Origin of the sequence: Fictibacillus barbaricus (genome assembly GCF_014635025.1) — a bacterium.
Classification (GTDB): Bacteria; Bacillota; Bacilli; order Bacillales; family Fictibacillaceae; genus Fictibacillus; species Fictibacillus barbaricus.
In genome coordinates this window covers 53871-67444 of record NZ_BMCE01000001.1, presented here as the reverse complement: position 1 = coordinate 67444, position 13574 = coordinate 53871, and the positions used below count along the sequence as shown (strand labels likewise).

The 13574-nt window shown below is 38.7% G+C and carries 12 protein-coding genes and 2 riboswitches; of the genes, 4 read left to right on the top strand and 8 right to left on the bottom strand.

What is annotated here, in order from left to right; genetic code table 11:
- The first annotated feature begins 314 nt into the window (after positions 1 to 314).
- Positions 315 to 1880 carry a glycosyl hydrolase family 28-related protein gene (locus tag IEV52_RS00330; protein WP_188400556.1) on the top strand — a complete coding sequence of 522 codons (1566 nt, stop codon included), beginning with the start codon at positions 315 to 317 and terminating at the stop codon, positions 1878 to 1880.
- 18 nt (positions 1881 to 1898) lie between these two features.
- On the opposite strand, the gene IEV52_RS00325 is transcribed toward IEV52_RS00330, so the two are convergent.
- The 4 genes from IEV52_RS00325 to rlmN all read right to left on the bottom strand — a co-directional run bounded on the left by IEV52_RS00325 (position 1899) and on the right by rlmN (position 5941).
- Positions 1899 to 2438, bottom strand: a complete 540-nt coding sequence (locus IEV52_RS00325; protein ID WP_188400555.1) for a GNAT family N-acetyltransferase — start codon at positions 2436 to 2438, stop codon at positions 1899 to 1901.
- Between the two features lie 14 nt (positions 2439 to 2452).
- The gene (locus IEV52_RS00320) at positions 2453 to 4405 is read right to left on the bottom strand and encodes an endonuclease MutS2 (RefSeq protein WP_188400554.1); all 1953 of its coding nucleotides are present in this window, start codon (positions 4403 to 4405) and stop codon (positions 2453 to 2455) included.
- A 151-nt stretch (positions 4406 to 4556) separates the two neighbouring features.
- The gene (locus IEV52_RS22490) at positions 4557 to 4691 is read right to left on the bottom strand and encodes a hypothetical protein (protein WP_268234740.1); all 135 of its coding nucleotides are present in this window, start codon (positions 4689 to 4691) and stop codon (positions 4557 to 4559) included.
- A 164-nt stretch (positions 4692 to 4855) separates the two neighbouring features.
- Entirely contained in the window at positions 4856 to 5941 is a 1086-nt protein-coding gene (gene rlmN, locus IEV52_RS00315) for a dual-specificity RNA methyltransferase RlmN (RefSeq protein ID WP_188400553.1), read from the bottom strand.
- A gap of 313 nt (positions 5942 to 6254) precedes the next feature.
- On the opposite strand from rlmN, the gene IEV52_RS00310 reads away from it, so the two are divergent.
- Positions 6255 to 7745 carry a peptide MFS transporter gene (locus IEV52_RS00310; RefSeq protein WP_188400552.1) on the top strand — a complete coding sequence of 497 codons (1491 nt, stop codon included), beginning with the start codon at positions 6255 to 6257 and terminating at the stop codon, positions 7743 to 7745.
- 176 nt (positions 7746 to 7921) lie between these two features.
- Here IEV52_RS00310 and IEV52_RS00305 read toward each other — a convergent pair whose 3' ends face one another.
- Positions 7922 to 8143, bottom strand: a complete 222-nt coding sequence (locus IEV52_RS00305; RefSeq protein ID WP_188400551.1) for an AraC family transcriptional regulator — start codon at positions 8141 to 8143, stop codon at positions 7922 to 7924.
- 527 nt (positions 8144 to 8670) lie between these two features.
- Here IEV52_RS00305 and IEV52_RS00300 point away from each other — a divergent pair.
- Positions 8671 to 9177 carry a GNAT family N-acetyltransferase gene (locus IEV52_RS00300; protein WP_188400550.1) on the top strand — a complete coding sequence of 169 codons (507 nt, stop codon included), beginning with the start codon at positions 8671 to 8673 and terminating at the stop codon, positions 9175 to 9177.
- A 140-nt stretch (positions 9178 to 9317) separates the two neighbouring features.
- On the opposite strand, the gene IEV52_RS00295 is transcribed toward IEV52_RS00300, so the two are convergent.
- The 3 genes from IEV52_RS00295 to IEV52_RS00285 all read right to left on the bottom strand — a co-directional run bounded on the left by IEV52_RS00295 (position 9318) and on the right by IEV52_RS00285 (position 11822).
- Entirely contained in the window at positions 9318 to 9497 is a 180-nt protein-coding gene (locus tag IEV52_RS00295; protein WP_188400549.1) for a hypothetical protein, read from the bottom strand.
- 94 nt (positions 9498 to 9591) lie between these two features.
- Positions 9592 to 10401 (bottom strand): MetQ/NlpA family ABC transporter substrate-binding protein, encoded by an 810-nt coding sequence (locus tag IEV52_RS00290; protein ID WP_188400548.1) that lies wholly within the window; start codon positions 10399 to 10401, stop codon positions 9592 to 9594.
- A gap of 29 nt (positions 10402 to 10430) precedes the next feature.
- Entirely contained in the window at positions 10431 to 11822 is a 1392-nt protein-coding gene (locus IEV52_RS00285; RefSeq protein ID WP_188400547.1) for an LLM class flavin-dependent oxidoreductase, read from the bottom strand.
- A gap of 115 nt (positions 11823 to 11937) precedes the next feature.
- A riboswitch (SAM riboswitch) is annotated at positions 11938 to 12039 on the bottom strand.
- Positions 12040 to 12199: 160 nt separating this feature from the next.
- Positions 12200 to 12308: riboswitch (SAM riboswitch) on the top strand.
- A gap of 90 nt (positions 12309 to 12398) precedes the next feature.
- On the opposite strand from IEV52_RS00285, the gene IEV52_RS00280 reads away from it, so the two are divergent.
- On the top strand, positions 12399 to 13556 hold the full coding sequence (locus IEV52_RS00280; RefSeq protein ID WP_188400546.1) for an acyl-CoA dehydrogenase family protein: 1158 nt from the start codon (positions 12399 to 12401) through the stop codon (positions 13554 to 13556).
- Positions 13557 to 13574 lie beyond the last annotated feature (18 nt).

Here is a 13574-nt window from a genome sequence, read left to right as displayed (position 1 = left end):
CCTATTTTTTCTTTTAACAAAAATGTAAACACGCAAACATTATTTGTAAACTTGTAAACAACACCGCAAACAAATCTATCAGATCGTCAAAATCCCTTATACACCAACATGCAAACGGTTTTGTAAACTTGCAAACATCACTGCAAACAAAGGTAAACATAATTGTAAACTTGTAAACAAAAATGTTTGCGATGTGTAGTGCAGCTTTTTTTTACCCTCCCCTACTCATGAAATTCTACTTTGATTACATGATTTGAGATAGGGTAATATGAAAAGTAGTTATCATTTAATCAAAAGAAGAGGTGAAATTTCCTTTGATTCAATTAGATAAAAAACATAACCCTATGAAAAATAAAATCCTTATAAACGAAATTAGTACTAAACATCCCATGGCATCCATGACAGATATACTATCCATATCTGAAAAACTATTTAATGAAACTTGTAAAATAAACAAACAGAAAAATAATATAAATTGGCTTACATTCATGACAAAAAGCTTTCTTATTAAAAGGGTGCGATACGAAGCTATACAATCTACACAATGGAAAGTGGATCATGAAGAAAATATATATCCTGACTGGATATGCGAACTGGATCAACAATATGTGAATTTATATGATCATATAAAAGAGGAAGTAAACCTAAAAGATTTTGGGGCTGTCGGTGACGGTATGACCGATGACACTGAGGCAATCCGAAAAGCGATCGGGAGAGGAAAGGTCATAGTACGTATACCAGAGGGGATTTACGTTACAAAAGGCATTAAACTTCCGTCTTGGACTGTACTTTTAGGGGAAGGAAAAGGGAAAACAACTTTAAAATTACATGATCAATCTCCAAAGAGTGAGTGGCTCATCACAAATAAGAATCATGTAAGAGGTAATCGAAATATAGCCATTAAAGGAATGACTTTGGACTGGAACGTTGAAAGGCTTGGGAATGAAGAAAAAACAGCAGCAGGAAATAATCGCTCGAGCTGTCTTACATTCGCAAACGTTACGTATGGATGGATGCTGGATTTAGAGGCGATCAATCCGGGACTTCATTGTTTTGATGTGTCTTCTTCCGTTTATACCTATTTAGGTGATGGAACGCGTTCAAGGGGAGGAAGTAAATACATCTGGTTAGATAACTTGAATGGTTATGGTTTTGGAGACGATGGAATTACTACCCATCATAGTGAACATATCTTTATTTCGAATTCACACATGTGTGACCCGAGCGGAAGATCACATAAGAAGGGGTTTTCAAACTCAAATGGCATTGAAATTGACGATGGATCCCATAATGTGTGGCTTTTGAACAATTCCACTGCCCGCTGTTTTGGAGGCGTCGAGATAAAAGCCCATCACAATGCTTCTGCAGCTACCAATGTTCATATCGCTGGTCATCTATCTGTTAATGATAATCGAGCTTATAACTTCCGTCATATTGGGCACCACAAAGATATAGACCCGGCTTCAAAAACAGCTTATCACATCTCTGCCACAAATATATGTGCGATTGCTCCTGTATTTACTGAGCTTTATAGGGCTTCAACACCACGTGGCCTTGTCGTATCTGGATATAATCACGTGATTATTAATGGTTTTACTCTTATCGGAGATCCCTTCTACGATTATCAAGAAAATCCAATGATTGCGGTTCAGTATCGCGCACGAAATGTCCTGTTAAATCAAGTCAGTTTGAGGGATTTTACGTCAGCAGGACCTGCGATAAAGGTATATGGAGGTCCGCATCGGGCTGATGATATTACGATAAAAAACCTTACCTGCGATCATTATTTCACAAAAACGGTTTCGGTTGGAGCAAATGTAGAGAATGCCGCTATAGAGCATGTAGTTATACAACCCAAAAAAGAGACATCTATCACCTGATAGATGTCTCTCTTGTATTTACAACACTTTCTCTAACTGAATGTCTAATCGTTCTTTATCCCATATATCTCTATTGATCTCAACAGCAGGCGTACACCCTACTGCCTTGTAGAAGTTTTGAGATTCAATCGACGGATGGGCAGCGATGTATAGTTTCTTGGCGCCAAATCTCCTAGCTACCTCACAACATCGTTTAAAAAGATTGCTTCCAATTCCAAAACCTCTTTGCCCACCTGATACATGAATATAAGAAAGCTCTACATATTCATCCTCAGAGCCAAAACGCATGCTTTCCACACTTGCAAAGCCTACCAGCTCATCGTCGTCGAATGAACCGATTACTGCACCACCATCTGTAATGCACTGCCTCAACGCTTCTATAACACTCTCTTTCTTCTCCTCAGACCAATCATCAATAAAATAATCATCTTTCACCTGAAACTCATTATTGTCTTCGTACCATACCCGTTTTGTTTCTTGATAGCGTATGAATGATTGTAATAACCCAGGGGATAAATCCTTTAAGGTCAATGTTTTATAAACGTGCTTACTAGCCATTCCTCTCCCTCGCTTTAATCGATTTCACGCTCAATCGAAAGCCCCTCGATATGACGTTTATTCATGAGTTTATCTTTTTTTCGGTTTTCTTTTGATTCAAACACAATGTCCATGTCATAGTTTTCTGGATACAGCATGTTACTTTGAATATGGAGCTTTAGACGTTTTTTGTGGATCATGTGTTTTTTCTCCCCAACCATAACGCCAAACTCTCCATGTTTATTCTCTAATTCATAGATAATCCCTGCTGTTTTTAAGCTTGATAAGTACACTCTGTCTCCAACTTGAAATGTTTCTTCTTGGATATCTTCGCTGTTCCGTGGTTTTTCTTGCTGCTTTTTCACACGAGATTTTGCTTTTTCTCTTAAATTTTCAAGTCCTGAACGGTCAATTGTGGACAATATTGACTCCTTCGCTTTATCCACATGTGGATAACCGTTTTGATCGGTGACAACTTGTGCACGGTGGATGATTTCCTGATCCATTCCTAATTTCAATGCAATAGCAAATGCCTGGCTATTACCTGCTTTACCAATGATTAATCGGTACATGGGCTGAAGTGTTTCAAGATCAAACTCCATGGAACCATTTTCAAATCCAGGAGTTGCTGCCGCAAATTCCTTTATCTCACTATAATGAGTGGTAGCTAAAATCATACTTCCCTGACTATATAATTTTTCAAGAATTGCAACAGCGAGTCCCATTCCCTCTGAAGGATCAGTTCCTGCGCCAAGTTCATCTAAAATGATCAAGTCTTGAGGTCCAGCTTTCTTCATAATAGAGATAATGTTGGTCATATGGGATGAAAACGTACTAAGGGACTGTTCTATGCTCTGACCGTCTCCAATATCAACAAAAAGTTCTCGAAATACTGAAAATTGACTTCCTTCTCCAACTGGAACATGCATTCCTGATTGAACCATTAATGTCAAAAGCCCCACGGTTTTGATTGCTACTGTTTTTCCACCTGTATTTGGTCCTGTAATGACAAGGGATTGATATCCTTCACCCAAGTTAAAGTTCAGTGGAACACACTTTTCACCTAGCAGAGGATGTTTTCCGTTTATGATTCTAATAACATTATCTTGGTTTATCTCAACACCTCTAGCATCCAATACTCTGCTGTATTTTGCTTTCGCGAAGATATAGTCATAATGAATCATCGCCTCGATCGTAACGTGTAATTCCCTTTCATATGCAGCAACCATCCCAGTTAAAACCCCTAAGATGATAGAGATCTCGATCTCCTCTTCTGCTCTTAACACGCTGATTTCGGTTTGCAGCTTACGTATATCATTCGGCTCCATGTAAACTGTTGCTCCGCTGGAAGAGCTATCTAGAATCTGGCCATCAATATTTCGCTTAAATTTACTTTTTACTGGTATCACATACCGGCCATCCCTCATCGAAACGATTGAATCTTGAAGCATATCCCGATAAGCTGCTGATTTCATCATATTGTCTAACTTTGATTTAATTCTTTCTTCTGCCACTGCGATCTTTTTTCTTACTTTCGATAAAGCTTTGCTTGCATGATCATCTACTTGACCGTTTCGTATACACCGATAGATCTCCTCTTTTAGATCACTAAGATCGAACATGGAATAAGCATATGAGGATACAGCCGGTGCTAAATAGATTTTGTCTTTCATATAACGCTGCATTCTGCTGACATTTTCGAGCAGCCCATAAATTAATGTCAATTGCTCAGCTGTAAGATTTAGGCCCTTTTTATGAACGTCCAGCACCTGTTCAAGACCATTTAGATTAGCGATAGGAACACTAGCGCTTTTCTCGAGAATCAATTTTGCTTCAGTAGTGTCAAGCATCCACGATTTTATAACAGAGAGATCTGAAGAAGGTTCTAGTTTCTCAATCATTTTTTTCGTTGCTGAATTCATTGCATATGAGCCAAGATTTTCTTTTATCTTGTTATATTCAAGCATATTTATGGTTTGTGTATTCAAGTGGATCTACCTCCAAATTTTTTATTGCCAAAAAACGTGTTTTATTATGGAATGTTTTTTATATCCCCTCCTCTTAACAGAGGCCAGGAACGTGCCAATAAAAAAAGACAGAAATGAACATGTCATTTCTGCCTCATAGATAGACTTCACCCTATAAAACTGCATAAAAAAACGGCTCATAAGAAGAGTCCGGCAGCATCAAAGGAATGAATATGATGGCTTGTATCTGACCGCTGTTCTTAACTAATGGCGGCAACAAAAGAGCATAACAAATAAACCGGATCATACCGTTTCATTTTTTCTTCTGTATACCTGTATCCGATTTGTTTTAGTTAAGAACGACAACGCTCACAAACACACCATCCTTTCCATTGATTACCCTCATCATATGTAATTCATTTACAGTTGTCAACAGAAAAAAAGACCGGTCACATTAACCGGTCTCAAGCTTTAAAGTTTGATTGAATTTGAGTTATTCTTATCCTTTTTGATCTGTTTGCTTCTTAACTGTCCGCAAGCAGCATCAATATCTGTACCATGTTCCTGACGGATCTTACAGTTGATTTCATTTTTCTTAAGTGTGTCATAAAAGCTGAGCACTGATTCCTGATCACTGCGCTGGTACTGACTATGCTCATCAACAGGGTTGTACGGAATAAGGTTAATATAGAGCTTTTTCTTTTTATCTTGAAAGAGCGCAGCTAGTTGTATCGCTTCTTCTACGTGATCGTTAACATCTTTTAATAAGATATATTCAATCGTAATACGACGGTTTGTTTTCTCTATATAATAGTTTATGGAATCTATTAACTTTTCAAGAGGATACGCGCGGTTAATCTTCATAATTTTTGTACGCAGCTCATTGTTTGGGGCATGCAAGGAAATCGCTAAATTCACAGGGATGTTTGTATCTGCAAATTCGTAAATCTTATTCACAATCCCGCTTGTAGAAACCGTAATGTGTCTCGAACCAATAGCAAGTCCTTTTTGATCGATCATAATCTTTAAAAAGTCCACCATGTTCTCAAAATTATCAAACGGTTCCCCGATACCCATCACTACGATATGACTAACGTTTTCTCCTTTGCCAGCCAAATCCAAATGATGTTGTACATTCATGATCTGCTCCACGATCTCTCCGCTGGATAAATCACGAGTCTTAGTCAACAACCCGCTTGCACAGAAACTGCAGCCTATATTACACCCTACTTGAGTAGTAACACAAACCGACAAGCCGTATTTATGCCTCATTAATACAGTCTCAATTAGGTTGCCATCTTGCAGTTTAAATAAAAATTTAATTGTGCCGTCAGACGCTTCTTGTTTTACGTGTTGACGAAGCGTTTGGATTGTAAAGTTATCTTCTAATAAATGAATACAATCTTCTTTGATGTCGGTCATCTCAGAGAATTTTGTGACTCGCTCTCTATATAAGTAACTCCAAACCTGGGATGCGCGATATGGTTTATGTCCATGCTCAAGGAGCCAAGCTGTTAACTGATCGATTGTTAATCCATAAATGGAATGTTTGTTCATAAAAAGACCTCTTTTCAAAACCTGTAAACTTCTTCTTCTATACTACTGAAAACTTATCATTCCCTCAATGTTATCATAGCATTTCCAATACATTCATATTTGTACGCTTTTTTGCAAAATATAAACTGTCCCTAAGTCTTATTTCTTACTCTCATATACCAGTTTTTGCATGATTATAATTCATTTTGCTTATATAGGCTGTAATTTCCATTTACGAATGTATGAGAACCTGTAATAATAGATAAGCCAAAAACTTTTGACAATAATAAATATTTCAAAGTATTATATTTAATGAACTAAAGGAGGTTGTCTCATGTCAGACATTAATAGACAGAAAATTGTGGATAGTGTGCCTCAAAAAGGCTTCTTTGGACATCCTAAAGGTCTATTCACACTTTTCTTCACTGAGTTTTGGGAGCGCTTTTCTTATTATGGAATGAGAGCAATCCTGATCTATTACATGTACTATGAAGTTTCAAAAGGTGGTTTAGGGCTTGACCAGTCCACTGCTTTAGCCATCATGTCCATTTATGGTTCACTCGTATATATGTCAGGTGTAATCGGTGGTTGGTTAGCAGACAGAGTTTTTGGTACATCTAAAGCACTATTCTACGGTGGTATTTTAATTATGATCGGTCATATCGTATTGTCCTTGCCGGGCAATCTGACCATGTTATTTGTTTCAATGGTCTTCATCGTTATTGGGACAGGCTTACTTAAACCTAACGTATCCAGTGTTGTAGGTGATATGTACGCACCAGAAGATAATCGTCGAGATGCTGGTTTCAGTATCTTCTACATGGGTATCAACCTTGGTGCATTCCTTTCCCCGTTACTTGTAGGGGAAGTTGCAAAAACAAGCTTCCATCTAGGATTCGCTATTGCAGCTGTAGGTATGCTTTTAGGACTGATCGTCTTTGTTCTTACAAAGAAAAAAAATCTAGGTCTTGCGGGTACTTTTGTGCCTAACCCATTATCTCCAGCTGAGAAGAAAAAGGTATCTCTGATTGTTGGAATCTCAGTAGTTGTATTAGCTGTGATCTTAGGTACTACAATTCCTGCTGGAATCTTTACACTTGATGTTTTCATTACACTTGTTGGTATTTTTGGTATTACAATCCCGACAATCTACTTTATCGTGATGTACCGAAGCCCAAAAACGACGGCAACTGAGCGTTCAAGAATTATCGCATATATCCCGTTATTTATTGCATCTGTAATGTTCTGGGCTATTCAAGAACAAGGTTCTACCATTCTTGCTGTATATGCAGACAAGCGTACAGACCTTGAATTTGCAGGTATCACGATTTCACCAGCTTGGTTCCAATCATTGAACCCATTATTCATTATTGCATTAGCGCCGTTGTTCGCTTGGATCTGGGTGAAGCTTGGTGACCGTCAGCCGACAGTGCCAAAGAAATTTGCGTTAAGTTTGCTATTTGCTGGATTATCATTCCTTGTTATCCTTCTTCCTGCTTACTTTGGCGGTGAAGATTCTCTAGTAAATCCATTATGGCTTGTTCTTAGTTACTTCATCGTCGTAATTGGTGAACTATTATTATCACCTGTTGGACTTTCAGCAACAACTAAGCTTGCCCCAGCTGCTTTCTCAGCACAAACAATGAGCTTATGGTTCCTATCTAGTGCTGCTGCACAAGCAATCAATGCACAGATCGTTAAGTTCTATTCTGCTGAAACAGAAATGATGTACTTCGGTACAATCGGCGGAGTTGCTATCTTACTATCTCTGTTCTTATTCGTGATCTCACCTAAGATTCAAGAGTTCATGAAGGGTATCCGATAATAAAATGTTATTTTTTCCCACTGATGCAATGGTCTCCATTATGTCAGTGGGTTTTTTATATAAAAAAGAAGCCTATTGAATAAGCTTCTACTTTCTTTTAATTCATTAAACCTTGAAGCATGCCAAGCAATGTAAAGATAATTAAATGATCCCCTATAGCAATTCTGCATGTGCTTTTATACGAAGACTTGCAAGTGAGCTGCATTTTCTAAACGATATCTCTTTACATAGGCAGCTGGTGTTTCACCAATAACGCTCTTGAACATTCGTTGAAAGTGAAAAGGAGAATAGGTGGAGATGCTTGCAAGTTTCTCTAAAGTTAACGATTCATCTATATGTTGTTCGATATACTCCAGCACTTTAAATATTTGTTTTACGTTGTTCTTCACATAGTTCATTTCGAACTTCTCCTTATCCCAAAGCAGTATCCTTAATTATAAACGAATTCATGCAACTGGCTGTAACCGTGTTTTGTTTTTGATCATTTTGTCTAAAATCCTTATTTGTCCAAGCATTTAAGACAAGCATGCGTAAGATATAGTAGAAAAGAGGATGTTAATTCGTTCTCTTTTCAAAAGTTCACATATAGAGGGGGGTGTCTATTGTGTGCTTACTTGCTCCTAAGAAAAAAAGAAAAAAATGTAAAAAAAGACCTACAGCATAATGGGAATAGCATTTAGTGCTATAAAGCCGGGGAAATCCCCGGCTTTCTTATGTTTCCAGACCCTCCTTGGCCTTTAGCCCTTTTAATAAGAATTAGGAAGATATCCATACCCTTTATGGGACAACCACATATAGTACAAGCAAGGGGGATTTTTTAAAAAATAGTATCGTTGTACTGACCTAAAAATTTTGTTCACAAGTAAATCTTTCTCTATTTTTCGTCAATATCTTCCCTTCGTAAAGTGTATAAGGGGGAATATATTTGTATATTCGCAAACGGGTTCCTGGAAAAGACGATCCGATATTGGTTGATATGGTAGTTAATAATTTTCAAGTCCGTAAAGAAGTTATTGAGTTAATCTTACGAATGGCTAATGAGGTCTTAATTGTATCCGATAATAACAATACGATCGTTGGTTTTGTTTCCTATCGGTTTAGAATCGGACAGATGATCTATATTGACTATGTCGTTTTAGATACGAAGCATCAAGGGAAAGGGATAGCCAGTTCTGTTCTCCCGGCCTTTGAAAGGCATTTAATGGAACAAGGCATCCGAACGGTTCTTGGCACAGTTGATGAAGAAAACACAGACGCACTCAAAGTCTTTCAGCGTTGGGGATTTAAAGTACAGGGGCAGATTGGGTCTAATATGGTTATCCTAAAAGAACTTGACGGTTCTAAGTCTGACTCCAACCAACTAAAAAGTGTTCAATATTCTTCTATTGTAAGAAAACTGAATACAGCACCGCCACTTCGTCCAAGAAGGTGACTAACAAAAGAGCAGACCCTTTTCGTTCTGGGTTCTGCTTCTTTCTTTATATCCAAAAAAGCTGACCTATGATTTGCCATTCACAAACCTTTAAGTCAGCTCTAATTCATTTATAGTAAGTATGAATAAGCCATGTTTTACTACATTCCTGGTCGTTTCTTTTGTTTTCTTACCTTTTTTTGTCCTCTTACAAGACCGTTGTCTTTATTGAAGATTTCATCAATATATCTCGAGTTCCAATCACTATTATAGTCTTGATCTGAGCAGATACATCCGCTTAAATCGTATCGAAAAAGGCCACAATGCGGGCAATTACTCAATTTGATCTCCCCCTTAAAATAACATAAGACATTCTATGAGTGTTTAAGAGAGTTGGTAACGGCTTTTGGACAAGATATTTTATTTTGTTGTCATTTATTTATTCATCCATTGAGGCTTATGAAATTCTTCAAACTTACTGTCTATAACTTTTCTAAATTCCTCTGATTCCACTGCAGCTTTAAGATCTTTAGCCAATTTCGAGTCTTTATTCTCTTCTAGTACAACGATTCGATTAATAATCTCCTCAGGCAGTTTGTCCTTTACAAGAGCATCTTTTAAATTCAGCCCTGATGAGATGGCAAAGTTTCCGTTAACGGCTGCCAAATCTACTGAATCTAGTGTCCTAGGTGTTTGGGCGGCTTCAACTGGCTGGAACTTTAGGCTCTTCGGATTTTTGGTAACATCTTTTTCTGATACTTTTAGAGGGTTAGCTGAGCTATTAATTTCTATTAAGCCATTATCTCTTAAAACGGTCAGACCTCTCGCTAAGTTAGTAGGATCATTTGCCAGGGAGACCGTGCTTCCAGGTTTGATTTCATTTAGAGATTTATACTTCTTGGAATAGATGCCGATCGGTGCTGTCGGCACTGTAATAACAGAGGACAATTTCATATTATTTTCTTTCGCGAATGCATCCATATACACCTTATGCTGAAAAAGGTTTGCATCCAATGATCCGCTTTTTAATGAAATATTCGGCTGCACATAGTCATTGAATTCTTTCACTTCAACTGTATATCCCTTTTTCTCTAAATAGGGTTTAACCCCATTTTCAAGCATGTCACTATATGGTACTGTTGCACCAAGGGTAATTACCTTTTTTTCGTTCTCTCCTGAAGCACCACAGCCAGCAGCAATGCTTATTAACAAGACAGCTAAAATAAATAGTAGATTTCTTCTCAATTCGTTTCCTCCCCGCTTCTGCTGAATTTTTATTTTGTTTCTGCAAGAACTCGTCTAAATTTTGCTGCCGGATGGTCTTGAGGCAATAAAGATTCACCTTTCGGAAATAATTTTTCCCTAAGTGTTCCTTTGCTGTATTCTTTTTTGTAGAGTCCTCTCTCTTGAAGAACAGGTACAACCAACTCCACAAAGGCTTCAAGGTCGCCTGGTGTAACCAGATGATTTAAATTAAAACCATCCACTCCAGACTCTTCAAACTGCTTTTGAATCCCATCTGCTACTTCTTCTGGATTGCCGACTATAAAGCTTCCCCTGTCAGGTTCCTCAAATCGTTTTAAAACTTCTCCGATAGTTAGCGGTCTAGGAGCATCCGTTGTAAGAGTAGCTGCTTTATAATGTCCGCCTTCAGTAGACTTTTTGTATGCAAAAGGAAGATCAGCATCCAGCCCTTCATATTCAGCAATGTCATAGCCGCTTGCTCCGTATTGAGCTTTTGCAGCATCAGAACTCCAAACACTGGCATATGCTTTAAACTTTTCTTCAGCTTCTTCTGTTGTTCTGCCTACCACAACGTTTAAGAACGAAAAGATTTTAATTTTCTCCGGGTCCCGCCCGTGTTTCTCTGCTCGTGTTCGAATGTCATCTGCATAAAAACGAATTCTTTTTGGTGTTGGACCGCCTACAAAAATACACTCAGCATGCTTTGCGGCAAAGTCACGTCCTCGTTCTGATGTTCCTGCTTGGTAGATAACCGGCGTTCTCTGCAATGATGGTTCGCTTAAATGAGGCCCTTCCACCTTGAAATAGCGCCCTTTGTGATGGATCTCATGGACTTTTTCTGGGTTGACGAGCGTGTTGCTCTCAATGTCCTGTATCACCGCATCATCCTCCCAGCTGTTTTCCCAAAGCTTATATGACACTTCTAGATATTCATCGGCTATATTGTATCTCTCATCGTGTTTGATCATATCTTCCAACCCGAAATTTCTGGCGGCGTTTGGCAGATAGGAAGTTACGACATTCCACGCAATTCGTCCTTTTGTTAAATGATCGAGTGTGGAAAAACGTCTAGCATTACCAAAAGGCTGTTCGTACGTCGTACTCACCGTTACAGCGAAAGACAAATGCTCTGTAACACTGGCCATCGCTGAAATGAGAAGAGCAGGATCGTTCAACGGAACTTGCAGCCCATCACGAATCGAAGGATGTTTACTTTTTTTGTACACGTCGTATACACCAAGTACATCAGCAAAAAACACCGCGTCAAACTTTCCTTTTTCTAAAAGCTTTGCGTAATGGATCCAATAATCCAGATCCTTATAGTTTCTATGTCTCTTGTTCTCCGGGTGCTTCCAGAGGCCATGAGAATTATGCATGGCACTTGTCATCTCAAAAGCGTTTAACAAAATTTCTTTACTCAAAATAATTTCCTCCGTATCATGAATTTTTTCGTACCCGTTCCAAGAGAAAATAAAAAACCTCTTCAAATTTAAGAAGAGGTTAAAGATACGTTTAAAAAACATACGTATAGGTCTCCTCTTATCTCTCAAGCTTTACGCTTGCTGGAATTGGCACAGTACTAAAATAGTTGTTGCCGAGGCTTCAAAGGGCCAGTCCCTCCACCTCTCTCGATAAGAAATCGATGATATTCAATTTATCAACAAAATATACAGGATCAAAAGTGGCCTGTCAACGCCTCTTTTTTGAAATGAGTAAATTTTCTTAGTTTTCGATTTTTAATTGACAGCCCTTTGCCTCATCCCTTATAGTGTTCACTAATAAATGAATATGGTAATGAATCTTATCAAGAGTCAGGGGAGGAACTGGTCCTACGATCCTGCAGCAACCGCTTTTTCTAAGAAAGGTGCTAATTCCAGCAGACAGATTAACTGTCTGATAGATGAGAGAGTGATCTTCGTATTTGTAACTACGTCCTCTTTCGTCATTAGAAAGAGGATTTTTTGTGCCTTTTTTTAAAAAAATAAAGGAGGAGAACTGTGAGCCAACTTTTAAATGTACCAACTGTAAGTGAGGGGTTTGAAGATAGTTTAAACAAAGCTTTAACGCTAAAAGAAATTTTCAAGAAACGAGCAGAACGTGTAGATAGAGAAGGGATTTTCCCATATGAGAACTTTCAGGACCTAAAAAAATATAACTTTCTTTCCCTCACCATCCCAAAAGAGTTCGGAGGCAAAGGATTAAATCTTCTTGAGTTTTTAACCATACAGGAACATTTGGCTGAAGGAGATGCACCTACTGCCCTTTCACTTGGCTGGCATTTAGGTACTCTTTTAGAAGCTGCCGAAAACCGTCATTGGGCTGGAGACACATTCGCAAACCTTAGCCATAAAGTCGTAGAACATCATGCACTCATTAACCTCGCACAGACGGAGCGCGCAACAGGGAGTCCTTCTAGAGGGGGTATTCCGACAACGACAGCGGTAAAAAAAGATCAAGGGTGGCTTATTAACGGCAGCAAAGCTTTTGCTTCTATGGCAGAAGCCTTAGATTACTCTATCATTACAGCTAACATTAGCCATACAGATCATAAAGGCTTTTTCTTAGTGGATCATCGATTAAACGGAGTGACGGTCAAAGAAACCTGGGATAGCATCTCCATGAGAGGCACGAAAAGTGATGATCTCTTATTAAACGACGTATTTGTATCCGAAGATGCTCTTCTCGTTATTGATGATGGAAAACACGTGTCTCCAAAAGGCTGGTACTTGCAGGTTCCTGCTGTGTATCTTGGCATAGCTCAAGCAGCACGGGATTATGCGATTGATTTTGCGTCCAATTATAGTCCTAATACGTTAAAAGGGCCTATTGCAGACGTGCCTGAAGTAAGAAGAAAGATCGGCAAAATAGAACTGGAGCTATTTCAGGCAAGAACGGTCCTTTATGCTATCGCAAGAAAGTGGGTTGAACGCCCTGAACAGCGGCCATATATAGGTGCAGAACTCGCAGCTGTTAAACATTCTGTAACCAACAGTGCAAATCGGGTGGTCGATTTATCCATGAGGATCGTGGGTGCTCGAAGTCTTTCCGCGCAAAATCCGTTGCAGCGACATTTTCGGGATGTAAGAGCAGGTCTGCATAATCCTCCTACTGACGATGCGATTGTTTATACCTTAGCGGACGCAGCGCTTTCTTAGGTCCAAGAAAGCTTCATT